This window comes from Chroococcidiopsis sp. CCALA 051 (assembly GCF_003015105.1).
Taxonomy (GTDB): Bacteria; Cyanobacteriota; Cyanobacteriia; order Cyanobacteriales; family Chroococcidiopsidaceae; genus Chroococcidiopsis; species Chroococcidiopsis thermalis.
Genome location: NZ_PYCI01000020.1, coordinates 21,069 through 45,452 on the forward strand (window position 1 = coordinate 21,069; position 24,384 = coordinate 45,452).

Consider the following 24,384-nt stretch of genomic DNA (forward strand, 5'->3'; position numbering starts at 1 on the left):
AAAAAGAAACAAAATTGTCCCATCTTGTGATAAAGCAAATATTTGCCTATATTTAGACCTGCTTTGAAAATTGAAAGTCCGAGGGATTCGGAATTAGCTGGTCACTGGTCACTGGTCACTGGTCACTGAAAACAAGAGGAGTGGGGATGCTGAGTCAGGAGCAGAGTGAGAAGACGGTTTTTAGTAATGATGTCGTGGGTGGATTGCGTCAAAGAGCCTGGGTGGAAATCAATTTAGGTGCTTTAGCCCATAACGTGCGGCAACTCAAGGGCTTGCTAGCGGCTAAAACAGCGTTAATGGCGGTTGTGAAGGCAGATGCTTACGGTCACGGAGCGGTGACGGTGGCACGTACAGCTTTGAATGCTGGAGCAAATTGGTTGGGTGTGGCAACTATACCGGAAGGAATTGAACTGCGCCAAGCAGGAATTGACGCGCCGATTTTGATTTTAGGTGCAACGTATACGCCGGAACAACTAAAGGCGATCGCCCACTGGCAACTTCAACCGACGCTGTGCGACCCCAAACAAGCTTTGGTCTTCTCTGAAACTTTGGCTGCGACTACGGGTGGTAATTTACCAGTTCATGTCAAACTCGATACGGGAATGTCTCGCCTTGGACCTCTGTGGGAACAAGCAACAGAGTTCGTGCAGCTAGTCCATTCTTTACCGCATTTGCAAATCGCTAGTATTTATTCTCACCTGGCAACGGCAGAAAACCCAGACCGCAGGATAATGCAGCAACAACAGCAGCGATTTGAAACGGCGATCGCACAGGTTCAAGCAGCTAGTATGTCTCTTCCATTGCTGCATTTAGCCAACTCAGCTGCTACTTTGACTAGCCCCGATCTACATTACGATTTGGTACGTGTGGGGTTAGCAATGTATGGACTCTACCCAGCAGCTCATCTCAGCAGTTCTGTCCAGTTGAAACCCGTACTGCAAGTCAAAGCGCGAATTACGCAGGTAAAAACTATCCCCCCCAATACAGGCGTGAGCTACGGACATCATTTTGCCAGCGATCGCGAACTCCGCTTGGCTGTGGTGGGAATTGGTTATGCTGATGGCGTACCGCGCAATCTCTCTAACCGCATGGAGGCTCTGATTTGCGGTCGGCGCATCCCCCAAATTGGTGCTATTACTATGGATCAGTTAATGCTAGATGTGACGGCAATTCCAGATGTAGCAGTTGGAGAAGTCGTCACTCTCCTCGGACAAGAAGGTAAAGAACAAATTACTGCTGATGATTGGGCAGCAGTCTTAAAAACAATTTCTTGGGAAATCCTCTGCGGCTTTAAGCACCGTCTGCCTCGGGTTGCTGTGAATAGGGAGCAGGGAGCAGGGAGCAGGGAGTAGGAAAAGAGTGACGAGTGGCAATTGGCAAGGAAATCATCCACTCACCACTCACCACTCACCACGCACCACTCATTACGCGCTAATAGCTTTTTTCTTCGTGGGTACGACGGTTGATGTTTCTGTCATCAGTTTGGTGTAAAGCTCGCCTAGTTGTTTGGCGACTCCTTCCCAACTAAACATATCTTCTACCCGTTGTCTTGCTGATGAGCCGAGGCGATTTCGGAAGGCAGTATCGCTCAAGATTCGGTCAATAGCAACAGCAAAGGCTGCATCATCTTTAGGTGGAGCGAGTAAACCTGTCTCTTCTGGGACGACAGTAAATTGCAATCCGCCGACATCGCTAGCCACCACTGGCGTACCGCTTGCCATTGCTTCAATGGCAACTAGACCAAATGGTTCGTAGTGACTGGGAACGACACAAACATCGGCAGCGGCGTAATAAACAGGTAGATCGACATCGCCTAGCCGTCCGGGGAAGGAGGTAAAATCGCTCATCCCTAATTCTTTGACAATACCTTCAATGCGATCGCGCTCGATGCCATCGCTTTGTCCTGGGCGGCTACCACCACCGATAATCAGTTTGATGTCTTCTTTGCCACGCAATTGCAACTGGGCAACTGCTCGCACTAAAGTTTCAATTCCCTTGCGCTCGTCAAATCGTCCGACATAAAAGACAACTTTGCTTTGTGGGGGAATTCCTAGCTGTTGTCTGGCAATTTTGCTGTCGATCGCGCCAAAGCGATGAATATCTGTACCGCAAGGAATAATGTCAATATTACCTTTGGTAGAGACATGCGATCGCATGTGTTCTTTTTCTTGCGGGCTAGTGGCAACAATTCGCTCTGCTGTTTCTAGTACCCTTTTTTCGACTTCCAACCGCTTCGAGGCAATCAGTGGTACGGTTGCAACCGACTTATATTTAATTGCGCCTAAAGAGTGATATGTATGGACTTGTTTGATGGATTGGGCTTTCTTCAATTCCATGCCCACCCAGCTAGAAATCCAGTAGTTGGTATGCACTAGAGGATATCGATAACCAGTTTGCTGTTGATACTGGAGGAATGCTTCGACAAACTCCGAGGCATAACCAAAAATATTGTCCCTCGGAACGAATTCCTCAGGACCAGCGGTTAAGCGAATTGTCCGACAATTCTCGCTATGTTCGACAATCTTTGCTTGTTCGGCGCTAGCTTTGCGGGTAAACATATCAACCTGCCATCCCAGTTTACCCAATGCTTCACCCACTTGGCGGACATAAACGTTCTGCCCTCCAGCTTCTTCTTTCCCAATCTCAATCGCAGGGTCGCCGTGGACTGAAATTAGGGCAATTCGCTTTTGATTTTTGTTGTTCATAGCTTTGTGGCTATTGAATTTGCACCGTAACAGGGGTGAATGTAAGGAGACTTTACAAAGGCTTCTGTCTTTACCCCTAAAGTTTATTAAGTTTAATTTACACAATACCACACGCGATCGCATCCTCTAGGTGGATGAATTGCCATGCATACAAATCTTCCTTAGGGATTATCCGCTCCAAAAGATAGATTTCTACTGTTACTTTTTATTGATGACAGTTAGGTATGTCAAAAAATATTTAAGAAAGGTTGCATGGCTGCAAGTTCTCTTTACCTAAAGCACAGCTTCAATTAGTTATTGTTGGCAAGAGTTAACTGACGAGCGAGTTTTTCTATGAAATTTAAGTATAAAAACAACTAAGTATACGAGCAAAACCTCCGGTTGATTTTGTATAATTTTTGACTTAACGTATAAGTTTATTTTCTATATAATATTTAAAAATTTAATTGAATACATTCAATATCCGACTTTTTCCATATGCCTCTAGAGCGATCGCTTAGCACATTTTTTCCCAGAAGATTCTGAGGCAAGGCTGAGTTCATGTCGCAGTCACTCTAACAACTAGAACGCCCACTCAGAGAGTATAGGGGGAGAGTAGGAGTGCAGATGAGAAACAGCTGACAACAACTATTCGCTAATCGTCAACCGCTAATTGCAAACAATCCTTGACTCCCAACACCTAACCCTCAATCAGATGCCTATCCATTAGTAGTTTGAGCTGCCAACATCTGTTTCAGCTTTTCTAGTTCAGAAGCCCAACGAGGATCGGGACGAATTCCCTCAGCATCAGACGAGCCTGTAGAAGTTCCGGCAGAACCACCACGACGAGGTTTTTTCCCACTACGCTTATTGCCACCGCTTTTTTCTGCGTTGCTACTAACAGGAGCATCTCCAGTGTTAGCACTACTAGCAACAGGGGCTTGGTCTTCCTCTTCTTGACCTTTGTTACGAGGCAACGCCTTCTCAATCTTTAGTGGCGTTTCCTTAAACATATAGCCGTTATATTTCTCGATGATTTCGTCTGCTTGCTCGTCATTATTGACAGTAACAAAACCAAAACCACGGCACTTTCCGGTCTTGCGGTCTTTAATGACTTTTGTAGTCACGTTACTACCCGCATCAGCAAAAACTGCTTGCAACTCTTGCCGATCGACTTCATCTTTTGGCAAATTACCAATGTATAAACGGACTGGCATGAAATGTACCTCTCAACTTGGATGCAATTAAGGTTGTTAACAAAATTTCTGACAGGAGGGTGAGGTGAATAGTGGCAAGAATCGCCGCAAACCGTCGCCAACTAACTTTTGCCTTAAACTGTCAACTTCTAAAATCCAATTCATTGTATTGGCAAAGACTGATAAGTTTATCATGCTACGGTACGATCTAAAAGCTTGACTGCGCAGTTTTGGCGGTTAGATCGCAACGGCGTTTGACTCCTGATGATATTTCCGATCGCCTGGAAAGTTGACACCATCTTCTAAAATATCACGGTTGACACTATAGATATTGTTTTCAAAATAGATTTGTGCTTATTGTCAGTTTTTTAACTTCGGATCGGGCTATTGAGTACAGAAATGCGATACCTGTCTCACTAACTCCTGAAATAAAAACCAGCCTGTGGCTGGTCTGGCTGTTGCTGTGTTGGAAGGAGAAAAACCTGACCCAAACTAACCGAAGCGTAAGACGTTAGGTCGCTTTAACTTGCAGCTAGATCTGGACTTTAGTTATTTATGTAAATAAATGTAACATAAACAACTAGGATTTTGCAATTAATCTTTACATTATTGGTTGGTAATTGGTAGTTGGTAATCGGTAATTGGTTGTTATTCTCCTCTGCTCCCTGCTCTCTGATAACTGATAGCTGATAATTAATAACTGCTTCCCTTTACAATCACGTACACGCCCCAAATTGTAGCGGCGATCGCACTGGCGATCGACCAACCCTGATGGCTGCTGGTACTGGTTTTACCGGCTTGAGTTCGTAAAATTTCAATATCGATCCAAGCCGTAGCCCCACGGCGGAACCAGCCTGTTAAAATAACATGCCTTCCAATTAAATCGGTAGGGTCGGTAGAGGGTCTAAGCAAAAGACAGCCGAGGGGTCCCAGCCAAGAAGCATGATGCAGCTTGACTAAGCCAGTTGGTAAATGCAGCAGTAAATCTTGTCCGAACCAGTTGCCAATACCGCGCCGTCCTAACAACTTACCTTGGAGGCGGAGAGGCTGCGGGACAACTGGTAATAAATCGGGATTAGACAACAGCTCGGCAAGATTGGGACGATTTAGCAAGCTGGTAGACTTTGTTTCTGGAAATAAAGCATTTAGCCGCAGAAAAATACCGAGGCTCAAGCCAATCGCCAAGCTACCGCGCACGATCCACCAATCACCCCACATCCACGCTAAGTAAGGATTACCCAACCAGTAACCGCCGAGCCATCCAATTAGCCACATAAAACTGCTAAAAGCAGCACCGAGGAGAACTCCTAAGTAAGGAGAAACTTGTAATAATAGCGAGTCGTGAAGAAAGAAGGGTGTGGGGTGTGGTGCGCGATCGTTCTCCTCTAGCTTCCTTGTCCCCCTTGTCCCCCAACGACTCCCGACTCCCGACTCCCGACTCATTCGTAAATTTAATTCAGTATCCAAGCGCCAAAAGTGGGCAATTTGATTCAGCCGTTGGAGGCGATCGCCCATTGAGGGATGAGCTTGGTTGATGCTAAGCCAGTAGCGCAAAGGATTCGTGCAGTCCCAGGCTAAAGCTACTTCTAATTCGGGTAATGAATGTAGGTTACTCAGGGCGATCGCTTGTTTGTAACTGATAATTGTGGGTAAGTCCCAACCTTCTAGCAACCAACTGGTATGTCCTTGCTGTTGAATATCTTGAGCCACACCACGGGCAATTTTGAGTATGGCGCGACTGAGGGCGTTAGGATTGCCAGTTAATTCTGCGGCATGGCGATCGCTGTAGTATATGCGTAACTGAGAGAGCCAAAACGCTGGTAAACGCAGAAGCAACCAAAGTCCATAAGCAAAGTTAGCGGCGATCGCGATAAAAGCTTGGAGAGTTTTATTCGATATCTTGTTGCCCCACTGCGATAACTGGGAATAGGTTATGTAGGGTAACTGAGTAACTAATAAAAATAGAGATAAAACGATAAAATCCCAATTAGCTATCTGCCCTAATTGTGTTGCATAGATAGCGGCAATTTCATCATCTGCGAGTTGCTCTAGCAGACCTTGACTTACGACTATTCTTGCCGTGCGGCGCAGGTTGCCATAAGTGAAAATAAGCGGCACGGCTGTAGGTAACAGACGTAACTGAGGTAAACGACAGTGGTGCTGCCGACTAAAGCGCTGTAGCAGCCTGCTAGCTTCTGGGCTGGAAATTGCCAAAGTTTCCAGAGATAGGTGTTGAAGCCCGTGCCACCATCTCAGTAACCCATCTAAAAACCAAGGAGATAGAGCTAGCAACAGCACTAATACGAATACGATCTTGGTAGTATGGTCGTGATAGAACGGCTGAAACGGTTCTAGATAGGGGAGTTTTACCAATAAATCGTTAGTCAATCCCATCGCCAACTCAATGAGTTGTTGGATCGACCAAAATAGAGCGATCGCGCTACCGCACTGTAACAACCAAAATGGAATCAAATTAATAGTTGGTAATGGCTGCCAGCGTTGCGCTCTTGGTGCTTGCTTGAATTGGAGAAAAGTGGCTGGTGACTGGTGGCTGGTGGCTAGAATTGCTCCCTCTGCTCCTAGTCTCATAGTCTCCTCTGCTCTTCTGCTTAGAAACTCCCTCAGCTCTTCGATTTGGAGATTGCTGCTTTGCGCTAAGAGTCGGCAAAGGGAGAGCAGGTATTTGATATTGCTACTAGAAGTTGCTGGCTGAGTTTGTTGCTCGGCGATGGAAATATTTTCTGTCTGACAGAGGATTTCTAAATGAGCGATCGCCCCTTGATAGTCTTCTTGTTGGAGTGCTGTTTTTGTTGCTTCTAGCAACATTTCAGGATCGCCAGTCATAGCCATAAACCATAAACTTTCTTGCTTTCACCGATCGCCAATACCTTCAGAACTTACGCAGCCGATCCCCCAAACCCCCTTAAAAAGGGGCTTAAAGTCCCCTTTTTAAGGGGGGAGCCAGGGGGGATCGAGATCTCAGATTTTCTTGTGCGTAACTCCTGACCTTATCGCCACCGATTCTGGCACAATCAGCTAGATATGAGTAGAAAGTGAGTCGCGAGTAGCGAAGAAAAGGGTGTGGGGACAAGTCACAAGTCAGAACCATCTAGCCACCAGCCACCAACCACTAGCCACTCACCCGACTCCCGACTCCCGACTTCTAGCTAACAACATTTGCCATATCTCTGTAGCAGCACGATCGCCTACGCCTGTTTCTCCTAGAAGCGATCGCATTTGCTGATAGTCTGTTAAAACTTGGTGGCGGCGAGTTGGGTTGAGCAGCAATTCTAAAGCTTGTTGGGTAATATTTTCCGGTGTGGCTCGATCTTGAAGTAACTCTGGGACGATCTCGCGATCGACAACTAAGTTCGGTGGCGAAATCAAGGGTAAGTTAATTTTGAGGAGATTGCGGGCAATCCACGCTGTAAACCGACTGACGCGATAAATTACGACTTGCGGCACGTCTAACAAGGCAATTTCTAGATTGACCGTACCAGATTTAGTAATTGCTAAATCAGCTGCCGCGATCGCCTCTAAAGTTTGACCGGAAAGTATAGTTGCTTGTAAGCCGTAATCTTTTACTGCTTGGGCGATCGGTTGGCGATAGATTTCTAAAGATAGGGGAATCCAAAAACTTACTTGTGGTAGTTTTGCCTGAATTGCTTTTGCTGCTTGAAACATTGCTGGCAGCAGATATTTTAATTCTTGGTGACGAGAGGCAGGAATTAACGCTACGCTCAGAGCCTCTGGTGCAATACCTAGCTTAGCCCTTGCTACTTCGCGACTAGGTGCTGCCTGCACGCGATCGAGTAGAGGATGCCCTACCCAAGTAACTGACACGCCCAAGCGTTCAAAATAACTGGCTTCTGCGGGAAATATTGCCAACAACCGATCCGTCATCTTGACTAAGCGATCGATTTCTCCCCGATTAGACCACCAGACCCACATTTGGGGAGCAATAAAATACACGATTGGAACTTGGGGAAAAGTTCGTCGGATGTAGCTGCCTAAAGCCAAATTGGGTCCGGCATAGTCTATGAGTACGACAAGATCGGGGGGATGTTGTTGAAGATATTGTTTAGTTTGACTTTGAATTTTGAGGGTAGGTAAGACAAATGGAATTGCTTCCCAGACAGTACCAACAGAGCCAATGCTAGCAGTATTAGCCAAAAGACGAGCGCCGGATGCTGCCATGCGATCGCCTCCCAAGGCAACAATTTCTAGAGGCAGATTGCGATCGCGGCTTTGACGGTGCAATGCTTCTACAAGTAAAGCTCCTTGAAGATCGCCCGAAACTTCGCCCGTACTAATGAAAATTCTGTAGTCATTTGTCATTCGTCATTTGTCATTTGATAAGTTGTTGGTTGTTGGTTGTCAATTGTGTTTTAACTTTTGACTTTTGACTTTTGACTTTTGACTTTGCCTAACATATTTCCTCGTCACTGTTAGGCAATTGTCGCCCAGGAATGGAACCGCGCCTAGGTTTGATTTGGGACATTCGCAGAAATTGCAACAGATGCTGTACGTGTTCGTTATCTGCAATTAGCTCTAATTGTTCCAAAGCTTGACTGAGAGTGAGATCGGAACGATAAAGAATGCGAAAAGCTTTTTTCAAGGAACGATAGACTTGTCCTTGTTCTGCTTGGGCAATACCTGCGCGTTTAATGCCTACAATGTTAAGCGATCGCACTCGTGCGGGATTGCCTTCTACTAACATATAGGGTGGCACGTCCCTAGCGATACGACTCATACCACCCACCATTGCTAGTTTTCCGATATGCACGAATTGATGTACGCCCAAAACGCCGCTGATTGTGGCGCGTGATTCAATATGGATGTGTCCGGCTAGAGCCACACCATTGGCGATCGTCACAGAGTCTTCAATGATACAGTTATGACCTACATGAGCATAAGCCATTAATAAGTTATTGTTACCAATAATCGTAGTTTCTCCCGTGCGAGTGGCGCGATTAATGGTGACATACTCGCGGATACGATTGCCATCACCAATTTTTACCATTGAGGAACCGCCATCGTACTTAAGGTCTTGTGGTTCTAGTCCAATTGCCGCTCCCGGAAAAATTTGATTTCTCGCCCCAATTTCTGTTGGTCCCTCCAACACAACATGAGCGCCAATGGTAGTTTCGGGACCAACTTTGACTTCCCGACCAATAACCGCGTAGGGACCTACCTCTACGGTCGGGTGTAGTTCTGCTCCTGGATGGATTGCAGCAGTATGATGAATGAGTGTTTTCAAGGATGCATCTCCAATCGAGGCGCTAGAAAATCAGTTGTCAGTTATCAGTTATCAGTGTAGAGACGTTACATGTAACGTCTCTACAAAGTTATCAGCGATCGATGAGTGGTGAGTGGTGCGTAAATCGCTTCTGACATTTGACTTTTGACCTTTGACTTCTGACTTCCGACTTCTGACTTCTGACTTCTGCTAAATTACTCTACAAGGGAAAAGAGTAATTCACCTTCTGCTGCCAGTTGACCGTCAACTTCAGCACGGGCTTGCATTCTCCCAAAACGACGACGCTTTACCCACAACAGTTCCACTGTCATCACCAACTGATCTCCGGGAGTTACTTGTCGCCGAAACCTAACTTTATCCATGCCAGCAAAGACAAACAAATTGCCGTCCATTTCTTGCATTTGAGTTAACACGACTCCACCGACTTGTGCCATAGCTTCTACAATCAAAACTCCAGGCATCAATGGTCTCTGGGGAAAATGTCCCTGAAAATGAGGTTCGTTGAAAGTCACATTTTTGATCCCAACCGCTCTTTTCCCTGGGATGTACTCAATAATTCTATCTACCAGGGCAAAAGGATAGCGATGAGGCAAAAGTGCATGAATTTGCTCGACTGTGAGGGTTGTTTTATCTGGGGTAGGAGTAACTTCAGTTTGACGATCGAGATGCTGAAGATTAGCATCATCGCTAGCAGGAGAATCTGGGGAATTGACTTGGATCAGGGTTGACATGGCTGAATTTCTCAAAGATCGGGGCTGTGCAGAGAAGGGATTAGGGAGCAGGGAGTCAGGTGAGTGACTGGTGGCTGGTGGCTAGTGACTAGAATTACCCCCTTGTCTTTCTTGTCTCCTGTCTCTGTCTCCTGTCTCCTTCATGATTTCATTTTTTGCTCCAGCAGTTGGGCAAGTTGAACGTGTAGTTTGTGGCTTGCTTTATAAGCAAGGAAATGAGCGTTGGGGAATGTCCCCAGTAAGCACAAATCTCCCACTAAATCTAAAATTTTATGACGTGCTGGTTCATTTGCAAATCTCAATGGTGGATTCAGCCATGATTGGGGGGTACAAACAATAGCATTTTCAAGACTTCCACCTTTAATTAACCCTTGCGATCGCAAGAATTCGATCTGGGTTGCCAAACCGAAAGTGCGTGCTGGGGCAATTTCTGCCGCAAATGTAGATGTATTATACGTCCAACTATGCCATTGATTGCCGATCGCCTCAGTCTCAAAGTCAATTCCGTAAGTAAAGCGGGTTTCTGGTGCGGGCAAAGCTGCGACAAAAGTATCGCCTTCGCGTACCCAAACAGGTTCTAGTAATTGGGGAATAATAGTAGGCGCTGGCAGAGGCGATCGCCCAACTTTGGCGATCGCCTCTGCCCAAATCCGAGCAGAACCATCTAACAGCGGCACTTCTGCCGCGTCAATTTCAATCCTGGCATTATCGACTCCACTGCTTGCTAGAGCTGCTAACAAATGCTCTACGGTGCGAACGGATGCCGTTCCAGTTTCGAGCTGCGTTGAAAGTACGGTTTGGCTAACCGCCTCAACGCGAGCAGGAATTATTGGTTGAGTTGGCAAATCGACCCGCACAAAATAGCGCCCTTCTCCCGCTGCGGCGGGTAAAATGCGAACTTGGCTAGTCTCTCCACTATGCAATCCGACTCCCGACTGACTTATCGTACCTGCGAGAGTGTGTTGTTGTGAGGAGAACTCGGAATTCGGAATTCGGAATTTGGAATTAATTTCTCGCTTGTCACCCTTATCTCCTTGTCCTCCTATTTCCTGTGTCCTATCCATAACCCCTACCCCTAAAATTTCTCCCCAATACCGAACTGAATGCGACTATCGCCGTCGCTGTTCAAGCCGTAGTCTAGGCGCAGGGGTCCCAAGGGAGAATTGACTCGCACGCCAACACCGTAGCCGACTCCCGTACCTGGTTTATCGAGTAGAATTGCTGGTTCTCCAGGTACGTTACCTGCCGTCCCTAAATCGGAGCCAAAATCGACAAATAGAGCGCCACCGACAACCGAGAAAATCGGAAAGCGATACTCGGCTGTAGCAGTGACAAAACTGCGTCCGCTGCCTAATTCTCCTTCTCCGTAACCCCGTACTGAATTACTACCACCAATGGAAAAGGCTTCGTAGGGAGGTAGATCGCCAATGACCGTTCCAGCTTGAATATTGAAAGCTAAAGTTTCCGGTCCTTCATTGAAACTAGTAAAGTTGACCGGAACGTATTGACTGTAGCTACCCCGCAATCGATTCAGGAGAATGCTGCCGCTACCGATGGGAATCGATTGCTCTACGCCTAATCGCAGGAAAGAACCGTCAGTAGGTGTCGTGATGTTATTTCGGAGATCGCGCACTGCTCCTAACTGTACGGTGAGCAAATCGTCTGAACCGTCGTCAGAAAAACTCAAGGGGATATCTTCTCTACCGTTAAATCTACCTTCTGGCGTGACTTCACCATCATCATCGCGGATGGAAATACGCTGATATTGCAAGCCTGCGGATGCCGTCCATTCTGACCGAGCCAAGGGATTGCGAGACAAAGGACGGGTAAAGGTAACGCCGCCACCTTGTCGCCGCACGCGGGGACGCACGCCATCATCGGGGTCGCCTACCTCGATATTCTCGTCATCTCCATCAAAAATCAGCGAAATCGATCGCCGCTGGAATAAGTTGACTGTATAGGAAGTTCTATAGGGGTCTCCAGCAATCCAGGGGTCTGTGAACCGAAGATCGAACAGCAACTCGCTCCGTTCCGTACCAACCTGCAACTCTGCCCCTAATTTTTGGTTGTTGCCACCCAAATTGTTTTGTTGAAAGCTGACTGCTCCAAATAAGCCACTAGCAGAACTAATACCACCGCTCAATCCCAAACTACCGCTGCGGCGTTCGTCTACGTTCAGCACGACAACCACTTTCCGGGGGTCTTGACCGGGGTTGAGGGCAACGTTTACATCTTCAAAGATCCCTAGTCCGTAAACTCGCTGCAAGTCGCTTTGAACCACGTTGCGATTGAATACGTTATTGGGCTTTAGAGCAAGTTCTCGCGTGATAATAAAATCTCGCGTCCGACCGCGAATTGGTTTGCCTTCATCGTCGGTTGCTTCCCCTTCGCGCACGAAACGGACTTGGATATCTTCAACAACCCCTTCCGATACTTGGAGCGTCACCGTGCCGTCCGGTGCAACTTGGGGCGCGGCAATCACTTGTGCCAAGACATAACCGTTTTTCTGATACCACTCGTTGAGCTGCTTAATTCCTTCCTGCAAGCGGCGGAAGTTGAGAATGTTGCCGTACTGCGGCTTAAAAGTATCCTCAACTAATTTGGGAGGCAAGACAGACGGAACATTTGTACCAGGGTTAGCTTCGATTTGGACTCGCTGAAGGGTTGGGTTGGGTTGCACGATATAGGCAACCCGCACGCCCAAGGGTGTATCTTCCGGTATAGCCCGGACGTTGGCGAAAAAGCCTGTCGCAAAAATGGCGTTGATATCTTCTTGTAATTGCGATCGCGTTGTCGTTCGCCCTGGAGCGGTACGAATTGCTTGGTAAACTTCGTTTTGTAATTCTTCAGTCAAAGTGCCAGTTTCGCTACTCACAGCAACTTCTGCGACAAGAACTCTAGGTTCTGCGGCTTCGGGTTGAGTTTCTGGTGTGGGTTGAGTTTCTCCCGGCGTTCCTGGCTGAGTTGGCGTGGGTTGAGTTTCTCCCGGCGTTCCTGGCTGAGTTGGCGTAGGAGGAAGCGCATCTGTTGGCGGTTTTTGTTCTGGTGTGGGAGTGGATGGAGGAATAGGTGGATTTGGCTGATTGGGAACGCTGCCTGGTGCAGGTGCGCCGTTAGGAGTAACAGGCACTTGAATGCGATTGGGTGTTTCTTGCTGCGGTAGAGATTCCGTACCTGGAGCAGGTTGCACTGGTACTGTTGGCGGCGTAGCTGGTTCTGTTGCTGGTTTAGAATCCGGTGCTGGCTGGCGATCGCGGTTAATCGGAATTTCAATTCCTCTGGGGGTTTCGTCCTGCGAGTCGAGTTGGGCGATCGCTCGCGTTTTGAGTGCCGCTGCACCATAGCGGAATTCGGAATTCGGAATTCGGAATTCGGAATTCGGAATTCTGGCAATTTCAGACTTATTTTTAACTTTTAACTTTTGACTTTTGACTTTAAATTGTTTTCCTTGCTCCTCTGTCACACTTTGGTTGGCAGGAGATGCATATGTTGCTGGCATTTGCACCAGCATGACTTGCCTAAAGCTCGCGATCGCCGCGATCGCCACCCATACTCGAAATAAACGCATTATGTTTCACCTATTTAGCACGTCCGCACACCAATCAAAATTCGTAATTCGTAATTCGTAATTCGCAATTATTTTTGAACGTTGAGGTTAAAATTATCTCCCTTGTCTCCCTTGTCCCCCTTGTCTTCCTTGTCTCCCACTTCCGACTCCCGACTCCCTAATTCCCGTCTCCCTCATTACCTTGAGCTAACACGCGACGCAGCACCTCTTGGTAGGCAGTTTCGACATTGCCTAAGTCGCGACGGAAACGGTCTTTGTCCATGACTCGCCGATTAGGGTCTGTTTCAGCTACGTCCCATAAACGACAAGTATCGGGGCTAATTTCATCACCCAGCCGTAACTGTCCCTGAGCATCGTACCCAAACTCTAGCTTGAAGTCTACCAGGGTCATATCGCAACGCTGGAAAAATTCGCTCAGATAGCGATTAATTTGGCGCGCCATTTGTTGTAATTGGTTGACTTGTTCTGGAGTTGCTAGCTCTAGCAAAAAGAGGCGATCGCTCGTCAATAAGGGATCTCCTAAACTATCGTTTTTGTAATAAAACTCTACCAACGGCTGTTTCAAAACTGTCCCTAGAGGTAATCCTGTTTGTTGACAGAGACTCCCTGCGGCAATGTTCCTGACGACCACCTCTAACGGCAAGATTTGCAATCGCCTGACGCGCATTTGATTGGCACTAATGCTTTCCAGCCAGTGTGTCGGAATGCCTTGCTTTTCTAAATACTGAAACAACACAGTGGAGATGGTGCAGTTAATCTCTCCTTTGCCGACAATACTGCCTCGCTTTTGAGCATTAAAGGCAGTGGCATCGTCTTTGAAATGTGCCAGTAATATTTCTGGCTCTGTTGTCGTGTAAACAATTTTGGCTTTGCCTTCGTAGAGCAGCGATCGTGCAACCATTTCAGGATTACTCTTGATTAGCGTTCTAGCTTGCCAGGTACAGGCTTAATCATTTTAGCCACTATTGGACACTTAAATGAGGAGTCAGGGAATGGAGTTGATGGTAGTTGGTAATTGGTAATTGGTAGTTGGTAATTGGTAGTTGGTTGACAGTAAACGCTACGCTACACTGCGTGAAGACAGTTCTTGCACCTGAAGCCCCTGAAACCCCTCTGCTCTCTTCCCCGACTCCCGACTTATATTCCTCACGGTATTTGCACTAACTTAAAGCTGCCTTAGCGGGAACTTAAGCAGTAGATATTAGACTTTTAATGCATTGCGATTAGGGTGTAATTGTCTCACTTTTGGGAATGGCTTACACTTGGCTAAAACTTTATTGGCTCAGAATCTAAGAGTCTCGCTCGTTTTTGTAGATACCCATGTTGTCAACTTGCTTTTATCGGTTTTTTACTGCTCAATATTTCAGTCCGGTGCTGTCAAAACTACTTCTGTCAGTAACGCTGACTTTTTCCGTGTCGCTTTTTGCAACTGTAGCTCAAGCGCAAGAAAAGCAAAACAATTCCTCAACACCAGCACCGTCTTTAAGTCATTGTCCGCAAGCTTCGCCTTATGGAACCGAACTTACTAGCTTGGCAACTCAGTTGCTTCAGACGACAAATTGGACAGAAGATAAAACCAAACTCTTTGAGTTTCTCAGCTTGAAGTTGGGACCCCAATTAGCTGCCTATTTCAATTCCAGCCCTTACCCCACTATCAATGAAAGGGCAAAATTGGCAAAGGTTCCCATCTTGATGTATCACGACATCTTGCCCAAAAAACAAGTCTTTTTTGATGTCACGCCCCAAGAATTCGAGCAGCATCTTCAATTTATTAAACAACAGGGTTTTACCCCCATCAGTTACGACCAACTCGTCATTCATCTGCGGACGGGTTTACCCTTGCCAGAAAAGCCGATTATGTTAACGTTTGATGACGGCTACGGGGGACATTACGAATATGTTTATCCACTTCTAAAAAAATATGGCTATCCAGCCGTGTTTTCTATTTATACTTCTGGGGTAGGCAACAACGTCGGTAGAAGTCATGTCAGTTGGGAACAACTGAAGGAAATGGCAGCAGATCCGTTAATTACTGTTGCAGCTCACAGCGTCACTCATCCTGAAGATTTGCGTCGCCTGTCCGACGACAAACTCCAGATGGAAGTGACTAAATCCAAACAGATTTTGGAAACTAAGCTAGGTATATCGATCCGCTACTTTACTTATCCGGCTGGGAAATATAACCAAAAAGTTGCCGCAGCAGTCAAGAAGGCTGGTTATCTATCGGCGCTGACGATGAACGACAACGACGAACGCTTTGCTGGCGACTCGGAAAGTTTACTTGCCATCGATCGCTTCGGTCAATCTAATTTAGCACGGGCGATCGCCAACCCAGAATCTAGCATTCTCTCTCAAACTTCAGGTGGCATGAAAATTCCTAAGTGGGGAGAAGAATTCGATTTTTCTGCCAATGTCACCGTCAACAAAACCACCATCGATCGCACCTACTTGTTATTAATCTCTGGTGGTAGACCAATGACGATCCATGCCAAAAGTCGCTATCAAGTCCCGGAGATCTTAGCTGATACTGCCGCAGTTGCGGGCGTAGATGGGGGCTTTTTCTCGCTCAAAGTCATCAATTCCAACATTATGATCGGTCCCGTACTCAGTCAAAAAGCGAGTAACTTTGTCCCTGGTAATGCAAGTGAGAATCTTAGGCTTGCAGGTAGACCGTTAGTATTAATTGGGACTCAAGCAGTTAAATATATTCCCTTCGATCCCTTCTTACACAACACGTTAGAAGGAATCCAGGCGGAGATGTCAGACGTAACAGATGCTTTTGTCGCTGCTGCTTGGCTGGTAAAAGACGGACAACCGCGATCGCGAGAGTCTTTTGGTAACTTATTTGGTTTCGATGCGGCGCGTCGTCGAGCTTTCTGGGGAATTAACCAGGCAGGACAGCCCACAATTGGCGTGGCTCCGAGAAATGTCGATGCTGTAAGGCTAGGTGCAGTATTAGCTAAAGCTGGGTTGCGAGATGCGGTGATGCTCGACTCTGGCGACAGTTCTTCGCTTGTCTACAAGGGTGAATTATTAGTTCCTTATACCCCCCGTCCCGTGCCTCACGTTGTCGCCCTACTGCCACCAGACGGAGAAGAGAAAGCTAGTTGTTTGGTAGTGAATGCTAAATGAGAGGCTGTAAACAGTCGCCCTACTATTTCACTGAAACTGTGCCTTGGAAGATCCCCCCAACCCCCCTTTTTAAGGGGGGCAAAAGAGAGGTAAATCTATTGTCAAGAGAAACAGAATCGTAAGGTTTGACAGCGATCGCAACAGACAAATATCGGTCACTGTTCACTGGTCACTGGTCACTGATTTAGACTACGCCCCACCCAGGCGGTGGGAGAGCAACTTGATCTTCTGGTTTGGATTGAGAAACCCGCTGCATACTTGCCGATAGCCAGATAAACAGCTCTTTGAAGTTTAATCCTTGTAACTTTAAGGGGCTGCGGACGACGATTTGACTCAAGCGCGTCATGTTAGCTGATTCTACCCCTACAGCAAAGAAAGCAACTCGCTTACCTGCCTCATCGTCGCGAATCCGCTGGGTAGCTTGGTCGATGATACTGTCTGGTTCTCCTTGCGGTTCGCCATCCGTGATCAAAAACACCCAAGGACGATAGTAATTCACGCCATTACTACGATATTGACCTTTACGGGCTTCGATCATATCTAGCCCTTGAAGAATTGCCCCACCCATGTGAGTTAAGCCTTGAGCTGATAGGCTAGGTGGTTCAAATATGTCAGCCGTGACGAAATCCTGCGCTACTTTCACGTCACTACCAAACGTGACGATCGCCACTTCAACCCGCTTTCGCGCTAAGTTATCTTGGTCGAGTTCCTCTTTGAAAGTGCGCAAACCCTCATTAAGAGCGTCAATAGCGACTCCCTGCATGGAGCCAGAAGTATCTAACAGTAGGACGCACGGACAGCGCGGTTCTGGGTTTTCGGCAAATTCCACCGCATCTTCAAGTTTCAAAGCTTCAGCCATAGTTGAGTCAGAAAATAAACAACATTAAGATTTAAGACCTTAGTTTATTAAACGACGCGATCGCCATATATTCCACCCATTGTCAGTTATCAGTTATCGGTTATCAGTTGTCAGTTGTCGGCTAATAGGTTGTGGAGTATGGGATGCGGTAATTGGTAATGGATATTTGGTAGTTGGGGAGAGAGTGGCGAATTTTGAATGCGTGAATACGTGAATGCGTGAATTCTCCAGCCCCTCATCCAGTACTCATCGCTGCGATCGCGGCTTGTTGGCTGGCTTGTTGGTAAATGTCAGTTAAGTATTTTTGTACCATTTCAGATGCAGTAGCATCACCTCGATCTGCTTCATCAGTCTCTAATTCTGCCACAGGAATTTCTCCTAAGACATCTAAAACTGTTTCGCCGCTGAGTGACGGTGCTATGACTACTAATGATGGGTCGAGTGATTCATTGTATTGCCAAAATGAGGGAGTCAGTAGGGGTGGGTTTCCATACCCGCCCATACGGGAGTCAGGAGTTGGGAAATTTTGACTTTTAACTTTTGACTTTTGACTTTTGACTTTTGACTTTTCTTCTTTACTCCGAAATTCTCTTAAGGAAGTCAGAACTTCATCCTTAGTGCGTCCCCGTAGTTGAAACAGCACAAAGGGATCTTCGCTGAAGCGATCGCCGAGTTGATAGTAAACTGCAGCGACGTGTTTGCAAGGGTTGGCTTTGTCGGGACAAGAACAGTGACTTTTGACTTCTGATAGGGTAAAAGGAAATAAAGATAAACCATTAGCAGTAAAAACTTCTTCTATGTTTTGCGGCATTTCTCCTGCTAGTAATTTGGCTGCATAAACTGCTTTTTGAGACATAGTTTCTACAACATATCCCCACTGTTCGTCATCAAATTTTTCTAAAGATAGTGAAACTTTATATGGTTCTGGATCTGTTCCTTGCACCCGTGCTAATACTTGAGAACCTTCAAATTTGATATTTAAAATGTTTCCCTGTCGTGCATAGTTGCGACCGCGTTCTAACCGCTTTTTAAACCGATAGGAATCTAATAAATCTAACCAGCGTTGCGACCACCATTCTCGGCTGGCTTGAAAGCTTTGGTTTGTAGTCATTGTATCTTCCTACAGTTATTGTTAATCCTCATTCTCTTCAATTACCGCATTGCGTTCCAACACTAATAATTGACGTAAAGAGTCTGTATCTAATTCAGTTAACCAATTCTCACCCGCGCCTATCACTTGCTCTGCTAAGGCTTTTTTGCTTTCAATCATGTCGTTAATTTTCTCTTCCAACGTTCCCGTGCAAACAAATTTGTGAACTTGAACATTACGAGTTTGTCCGATCCGAAATACCCGATCTGTGGCTTGGTTTTCTACGGCTGGATTCCACCAGCGATCGAAGTGAAATACGTGGTTTGCCCGCGTTAAATTTAATCCCGTTCCCCCAGCTTTGAGAGACAAAATCATCACGGGTGGACCCTGTGGATCGTGCTGAAAACGATCGATCATTTCCTCTCTTTGTTTCTTGGAAGTACTACCATAGAGGAAAAAGATTTCTCGACCTAACTTTTGTTCTAAATGCGGTTTTAATAATTTGCCCCATTCCGCAAATTGAGTGAAAATTAAAGCGCGATCGCCTTCTGAAATTGCTTCTTCTAACATCTCTTGTAGCCGAATCAATTTACCCGATCGCTGTGGTTCTTTCAGCGTTGTTTCTTTCAAAAACTGCCCTGGATGATTGCATAGTTGTTTTAATTTTACTAGTAGTGCCAAAATCATCCCTCGGCGTTGAATTCCATCAGCAGCATCAATTTCAGCTAAGGATGTTTCAACTAATTGTTCGTACAGTTTTGCCTGTTCGGGAGATAAACCACAAAATTCAGTCATCTCCTGTTTTTCAGGCAAGTCTTGAATAATACTGCGATCGCTCTTTAATCGTCGCAAAATAAAAGGTTGAACTAGCGATCGCAATGTTTTTAAAGAAGCTGCATCGCCATATTTCTCAATTGGAATTGCAAATCGTCTTTGAAAGAATTGCTTTTGTCCTAAATAACCAGGGTTGATAAAATCTAGAATTGACCACAATTCTTGCAATCTGTTTTCTACTGGCGTACCCGTCAAAGCAAACCGAAATTGGGCTTCTAATTGACGCGCTGCTTGAGATTGCTTGGCTTCAGAATTTTTAATATTCTGTGCTTCATCTAAAACAATTCCTTGCCAAGAAACACTTTGGTGAGTTTTTAAATCGCGATATATCAAAGCATAACTGGTAATAACTAAATCCTTACCTGCGACAGTTTGCTCAAATGTCTTACCTTTTGGTCTTTTATCCCCGTGATACATCAATACTTTTAACTGTGGGGCAAATTTTCTTACCTCCCGTTCCCAGTTTCCCAATACAGAAGTAGGACAAACTAGTAAAGTTGGTTTTTCTAATGCTTTTTTTTGCTTGAGATTGAGCAGAAAAGCGATGAATTGAATTGTATTATGACAAATAATGTTATTGGCAACAAAATTGTGATAATCGCTCACTTCAAAATCATAAACCCATCCTTCATATTCGACCTCTTCGATATTTTTAATTTTACTGTAGAATACTTCCTGAGTGAGCAGATTTTCTAAAGATTGCTTTGCAAGTGATAATTGTTCTATATCTAATCGAGCATACGCCGCAAGAGTTTGAACTGTCCATTTAGAAGGTTTTAGCATCTGATACTGTTGCTGAGACTCTCCACTAATAATGGAATTCATTCCAGCTACAACTCGCTCTAAGCTATCTTTAGAAAATTGCTGCGTCCCATTGATATAAACAGTGTTATGCATACCGAAGTGTCTCAAAGGAATTCCAGTGACTTTAACCGCTTGAGCATCAATATCGACAGCAGGAATTCCTTCAATGTTTGTGTTGCTGACAGGTTGACAAATTGCTGTTAGAATCTGCCGTTTTTTAGAGATGTCCAATCCAATTTCTTGCAAAAATCTCCGAATGCTATTACCTCCAATAGTACCTATATAGTAAGTGCGATATATGCGACTTCCATTTGTTGCACACTTCTGTTTAGGTGAAATTTGTAGCCAGATTCCAAACTGCCGTAGCAGTATTGATAGCTGTTGAATCAGTATTGGTGAAGCTGTTGAAACTTCAAGAGTTCGCATATTAGAGATAACAGATGACTCAGCATCAAAATAGTTACGTAAAAAGATACGTATACTATCCAAATCAGCCTGCATAATGAAAGATGGAATTGTTTTTTCTGCCGATAGCTTGCCCCAAACATACCCTTTAGCTTCTAAAAATCTTCGATAGGCTTGACTATCGATCCGAAGTGTGGGAACTTTGTCAGGAAAATAACAAATGCTAGGCTGATTAATTTTCAAGTGGTAGCGATCGCTAAGATTTTGAAAGATTTGCAGTAGTTCTTTTAAAAGCGTAGTATCTTTTTGCGAAATGTTGACGGTAGCGCGATCGGATAATTCATGTCCCTCGGCAATTTGCCAAGCCACAAACTTAATTAAATCTGAATCTTCTGGCTTGCCTTTCCACTCTGCTTTTGCAGGTACGCACACATAATCGTTCACCTGCAACTGATTTGTCCAACCCCGATCGGTCAATAGTTTGTGACGATGAGTAATTGTGATACTGCTGCCATCTTGCAGCGTCACTTTTCTGAGTTTTTCATGCACTAGCTGCCGATATAATTTGCGGATAGGAGCTTGGACAATTTTGCCAGTGTTTTCATCAATTGAATTAACTAGTAACTGCTGTGTAGAACTAGCCCAGAATCCTTCGCCATCAAATTGTGTCTCTGTGGCATAATTGTCCCAAATTTTTTCTGCTGGCTGGAGCGTACCGTTAATATAAATTAAAGTATCTTTCGCTACGCACTTACCCAACCCCATATCGTCCGCCAGACACGCACCTAAGCCCCAACGTTCGAGAAAACTCAACCACCCCGCACCCCGTGCTTGATAGGGACGCAATTTGCCGCGAAAGCCCTCTGGTGTGGCTAAAGGTGCGATCGCTTGGTTATCTGTTAGTGCTGTCATTAATTCTTGCAGCGCCCCTGATGCTTCAAAACTGACGACAGGAAGCTTTTCAATCGTCTGGGTGTCGCCCGTACTCAATCGCAGAGCATCTTCTAGACTTAAATTCAAGTTATCTTTACGCGCCGTAAAGAAAGCTTGGGCTGTTTTGATATCTTGGGGACGCAATTCTACCCACTCGCCGTTAATTTCGACTAGGGGACTGTTTAACTTCACCAAGCGATCGAATTCTGCTTTCGATAAAGTTTGCCCGCCGATCGCCAATTCCCATTTAAAATTCAGTAGGCTTTGCAATCCCAGGCGATCGCTTTTCTTCGGAGTTGTGGCACTAATTTTTAATCCTAAGCGATTTGCCCAACCCTCGCGCTCTAAACTGGAGGGTAAAATCACACCCAAACCGCTATCCTCAAATCGCCATACGACTGATTTAATAAATTCGTATGCTTGTAGGGGATTGAGGCTACAAGATTGAGGAAATGGTTGTTCTAAACTTGGTGCAATTAGAGAATAAAGTCTTGAAGCTAATCCCAAACCCCTCAGTAAAGTTTCCTGCGGTTGCGAGATCGTGCGGTCACGATACTCTAAATTAGCAACTGGATGCTGCCAAATTGTAGCTGCATCAATAATAAATTCGGGCGTGTCTACTGCTTGTAGATAGTAACTTAGAGTCCAATTATTCTTACCTTCAGTTGGAGGAGATAACTGAAAACAAGTCCGAAATAAACTTCGCCCTTCTAATTGATATTGAATTGGTGCAGTCCAAGCTTTGACAATTACGTCTAAGCGTTCTAATTGTGCTAGCTCTGCTATTATTTTTGCGTCAACAGCAACCAAACTTTGTAACCATTCTTTCAGTGGTGAAGGTACAGTAGAGAAAGAATTATTTTGTGAATTATTTTGGGCGATCGCTCTAACCTGTGCGTCAATTGTATCGTTGAGAAATTCTAAGATTAATTCCTGCGGCAGTAATGGGAATTCGATCTGTAGGGGCGCACGGCTGTGCGCCCCTACAATTCTTGTATTCTGATAAAAACAACAAACTGCAGGCATTGCTTTGGCAAATTTTGCCAACCGCGAGGAATCGATCGCACTGTCGAGGAGCGATCGCCAACGAGCCATAACATTATTGTTAGAATCGTGATTTTGTTGACTCAAAGTAGGAACGAATTTGCCTCGACTGAGTAAATCTAAACTCCATCGGGCTACTTGCGACCAAAAGCGTAAATCGCCTCCCATCCACGAATTTTCTGGGCGATCGACGGCTAAAGGTAGTGATGTTAAAAATGCGATCGCCTCTTGCGGTTTTAGGTAAAAACCTTCAACTTGCCACGGATAGAAAAATTGAGATTTTGTAGTTTCTCGTTCGTCGTTTTCTTCCGTTATAGGAGCAGAATACAATGGACGGAGCGAGATTTTTTTTTGTTTCTGAGTCTCTATGCTTGGTAAGGCAAGAGTTTGGTTTAAAATTGGGAGGTCGCTCGTCGGTGACGGTTCGCTATTTTTCTGCGATCGCCCCTGCTTTTGCTCTGATAAAGATAAAGATTTAGGAATAGAAATATCTGAGCCACGCCACCATTCTAATAGTTCGTGAGCTGTCATTGCTAAAGGGTGAACGGGAACGTCTGTAGCCGAGTTTATCTCGATATCTCCTACTAAAGAACGCCAAACTTCACCCCAAACAAATAGATAGCTTTGCTGGTCTTTTTGAATCCAATTACAGTGTAAAATTGCCATATGTTCGACGAGTCAATATGCACCAGGCTGATGAGTTGTATTTTAGGCTGAATAGCTGAATAACTTATTCTAGAAGAAATACAATTATTTTTGTCGTGACGCGATCGCAGAATACCGATGGGGCATTATCATAGCTTAGCGGAGTTATCGGACTCATGTACTCATCCACTCTACCAAAGGGCGATCGCACCCCCGACTCTACCAAAGGGCGATCGCATTCATACTTCACCACAAGACGATCTCATTTCTGCCATGACATCTTACCCAGCGATCGCATTCCCGCTGTACTAACAGGCGATCGCGTTTATAACTTTACCAATAGGTGCGATCGCATTTCTACTTTTACCACAAGGTGCAATTTGTTTTTTACATTAGCGTTGTCTGACATAATTAGTCTTGAGTGTTAGCTCGGGTTTAACACGAAATGGTGTTGAGGAATTCAGTTTTTAGATGATTGAGGGCTTTGAGTGGAATGAAAACAAGGCGCAGCAGAATTTAGTTAAGCATGAGATCTCGTTTGTAGAAGCCACTACAGTATTTCTCGACTCACTTTCGATCGCGATTGACGATCCCAACCATTCGCAGAGCAAACAAAGATATATAATTATCGGCTCTTCCAACCGAGGACGGCTGTTGGTTGTCGTATTCGTCGATCGGGGAGACAATATTCGTATCATCAGCGCCCGACGAGCTACACGCTATGAACGCAGAACCTACGAAGAAAGTACCTAAACCTCCTCAAGATGAAAAGACTAACTCAGATTTAGATCTACGCGATGAGTACGATTTTCGAGGTGGAGTGCGAGGCAAGTATACACCTCGGTTGGCAAGAGGCATCCAACGAAATATGGTTCCAGAACATGCGCGAGAAACATGGGATGCAGAGCAAGCCGTTTATGGAGAACTCATCTCTAGACCTGAGAGCAAGTCAGAAACGAAAGACTGAGTTACTAGACTAAGTATCGTTATTTTTTCGCAAGCGATCGCATCCCAACTCTACCCAAAGGGCGATCGCATTTCTACTCTACTATAGGGCGATCGCATTCCGACTCTACTATAGGGCGATCGCATTCCGACTCTACTATAGGGCGATCGCATTCCGACTCTACCAACGGGCGATCGCGTATTTGCATGGTTGATTTTGCCACAAATATTCCCTGTTGCTTTAAAGTCGAGAT

Annotated in this window: 18 protein-coding genes; 5 read left to right on the forward strand and 13 right to left on the reverse strand. The window is 45.5% G+C overall.

Going from position 1 to position 24,384, the window contains the following annotated elements:
• Positions 1-146: 146 nt before the first annotated feature.
• Positions 147-1,352, forward strand: coding sequence for an alanine racemase (gene alr / locus C7Y66_RS07050; RefSeq protein WP_106545010.1), 1,206 nt, complete (start codon positions 147-149; stop codon positions 1,350-1,352).
• A gap of 72 nt (positions 1,353-1,424) precedes the next feature.
• Here the strand turns inward: alr and C7Y66_RS07055 are convergent, their stop codons facing one another.
• From C7Y66_RS07055 to purC, 9 genes are all read right to left on the reverse strand, one after another.
• On the reverse strand, positions 1,425-2,705 hold the full coding sequence (locus tag C7Y66_RS07055) for a glycosyltransferase family 1 protein (RefSeq protein WP_106545011.1): 1,281 nt from the start codon (positions 2,703-2,705) through the stop codon (positions 1,425-1,427).
• 698 nt (positions 2,706-3,403) lie between these two features.
• Positions 3,404-3,901 carry an RNA-binding protein gene (locus C7Y66_RS07060; protein ID WP_015154302.1) on the reverse strand — a complete coding sequence of 166 codons (498 nt, stop codon included), beginning with the start codon at positions 3,899-3,901 and terminating at the stop codon, positions 3,404-3,406.
• A gap of 672 nt (positions 3,902-4,573) precedes the next feature.
• Positions 4,574-6,730, reverse strand: a complete 2,157-nt coding sequence (locus C7Y66_RS07065) for a M48 family metallopeptidase (RefSeq protein WP_106545012.1) — start codon at positions 6,728-6,730, stop codon at positions 4,574-4,576.
• A 288-nt stretch (positions 6,731-7,018) separates the two neighbouring features.
• Entirely contained in the window at positions 7,019-8,218 is a 1,200-nt protein-coding gene (lpxB, locus tag C7Y66_RS07070) for a lipid-A-disaccharide synthase (protein WP_106545013.1), read from the reverse strand.
• Positions 8,219-8,306: 88 nt separating this feature from the next.
• Positions 8,307-9,140 carry an acyl-ACP--UDP-N-acetylglucosamine O-acyltransferase gene (gene lpxA / locus C7Y66_RS07075; protein ID WP_106545014.1) on the reverse strand — a complete coding sequence of 278 codons (834 nt, stop codon included), beginning with the start codon at positions 9,138-9,140 and terminating at the stop codon, positions 8,307-8,309.
• Between the two features lie 194 nt (positions 9,141-9,334).
• Positions 9,335-9,871: a 3-hydroxyacyl-ACP dehydratase FabZ gene (gene fabZ, locus C7Y66_RS07080; RefSeq protein WP_106545015.1), complete on the reverse strand. Its 537-nt coding sequence runs from the start codon at positions 9,869-9,871 to the stop codon at positions 9,335-9,337.
• 140 nt (positions 9,872-10,011) lie between these two features.
• The gene (gene lpxC, locus C7Y66_RS07085; protein ID WP_106545016.1) at positions 10,012-10,935 is read right to left on the reverse strand and encodes a UDP-3-O-acyl-N-acetylglucosamine deacetylase; all 924 of its coding nucleotides are present in this window, start codon (positions 10,933-10,935) and stop codon (positions 10,012-10,014) included.
• An 11-nt stretch (positions 10,936-10,946) separates the two neighbouring features.
• On the reverse strand, positions 10,947-13,439 hold the full coding sequence (locus C7Y66_RS07090) for a BamA/TamA family outer membrane protein (protein WP_106545017.1): 2,493 nt from the start codon (positions 13,437-13,439) through the stop codon (positions 10,947-10,949).
• Positions 13,440-13,596: 157 nt separating this feature from the next.
• Positions 13,597-14,340: a phosphoribosylaminoimidazolesuccinocarboxamide synthase gene (gene purC / locus C7Y66_RS07095; protein ID WP_106545018.1), complete on the reverse strand. Its 744-nt coding sequence runs from the start codon at positions 14,338-14,340 to the stop codon at positions 13,597-13,599.
• Between the two features lie 419 nt (positions 14,341-14,759).
• On the opposite strand from purC, the gene C7Y66_RS07100 reads away from it, so the two are divergent.
• A complete protein-coding gene (locus C7Y66_RS07100) occupies positions 14,760-16,571 on the forward strand; it encodes a polysaccharide deacetylase family protein (RefSeq protein ID WP_106545019.1) in 1,812 nt (603 codons plus the stop codon).
• Positions 16,572-16,755: 184 nt separating this feature from the next.
• Here C7Y66_RS07100 and C7Y66_RS07105 read toward each other — a convergent pair whose 3' ends face one another.
• The 3 genes from C7Y66_RS07105 to C7Y66_RS32315 all read right to left on the reverse strand — a co-directional run bounded on the left by C7Y66_RS07105 (position 16,756) and on the right by C7Y66_RS32315 (position 23,206).
• Positions 16,756-17,430, reverse strand: a complete 675-nt coding sequence (locus tag C7Y66_RS07105) for a VWA domain-containing protein (RefSeq protein ID WP_199197283.1) — start codon at positions 17,428-17,430, stop codon at positions 16,756-16,758.
• Positions 17,431-17,665: 235 nt separating this feature from the next.
• Positions 17,666-18,541, reverse strand: coding sequence for an SWIM zinc finger family protein (locus tag C7Y66_RS07110; RefSeq protein ID WP_106545020.1), 876 nt, complete (start codon positions 18,539-18,541; stop codon positions 17,666-17,668).
• Between the two features lie 21 nt (positions 18,542-18,562).
• Entirely contained in the window at positions 18,563-23,206 is a 4,644-nt protein-coding gene (locus C7Y66_RS32315) for an SNF2-related protein (protein ID WP_106545021.1), read from the reverse strand.
• 155 nt (positions 23,207-23,361) lie between these two features.
• Here C7Y66_RS32315 and C7Y66_RS30455 point away from each other — a divergent pair, with 155 nt between their 5' ends.
• The 3 genes from C7Y66_RS30455 to C7Y66_RS07125 are packed head-to-tail and all read left to right on the forward strand — an operon-like array spanning position 23,362 to position 24,152.
• A complete protein-coding gene (locus C7Y66_RS30455; protein ID WP_146149747.1) occupies positions 23,362-23,613 on the forward strand; it encodes a hypothetical protein in 252 nt (83 codons plus the stop codon).
• 43 nt (positions 23,614-23,656) lie between these two features.
• The gene (locus C7Y66_RS07120; RefSeq protein WP_106545022.1) at positions 23,657-23,938 is read left to right on the forward strand and encodes a BrnT family toxin; all 282 of its coding nucleotides are present in this window, start codon (positions 23,657-23,659) and stop codon (positions 23,936-23,938) included.
• Positions 23,907-24,152, forward strand: coding sequence for a hypothetical protein (locus C7Y66_RS07125; RefSeq protein ID WP_106545023.1), 246 nt, complete (start codon positions 23,907-23,909; stop codon positions 24,150-24,152). Before C7Y66_RS07120 ends, C7Y66_RS07125 begins: the two co-directional genes overlap by 32 nt.
• 73 nt (positions 24,153-24,225) lie before the next feature.
• On the opposite strand, the gene C7Y66_RS32840 is transcribed toward C7Y66_RS07125, so the two are convergent.
• Complete coding sequence (locus C7Y66_RS32840; RefSeq protein ID WP_255409942.1) at positions 24,226-24,354, reverse strand: hypothetical protein; 129 nt, start codon at positions 24,352-24,354, stop codon at positions 24,226-24,228.
• Between the last annotated feature and the right edge of the window lie 30 nt (positions 24,355-24,384).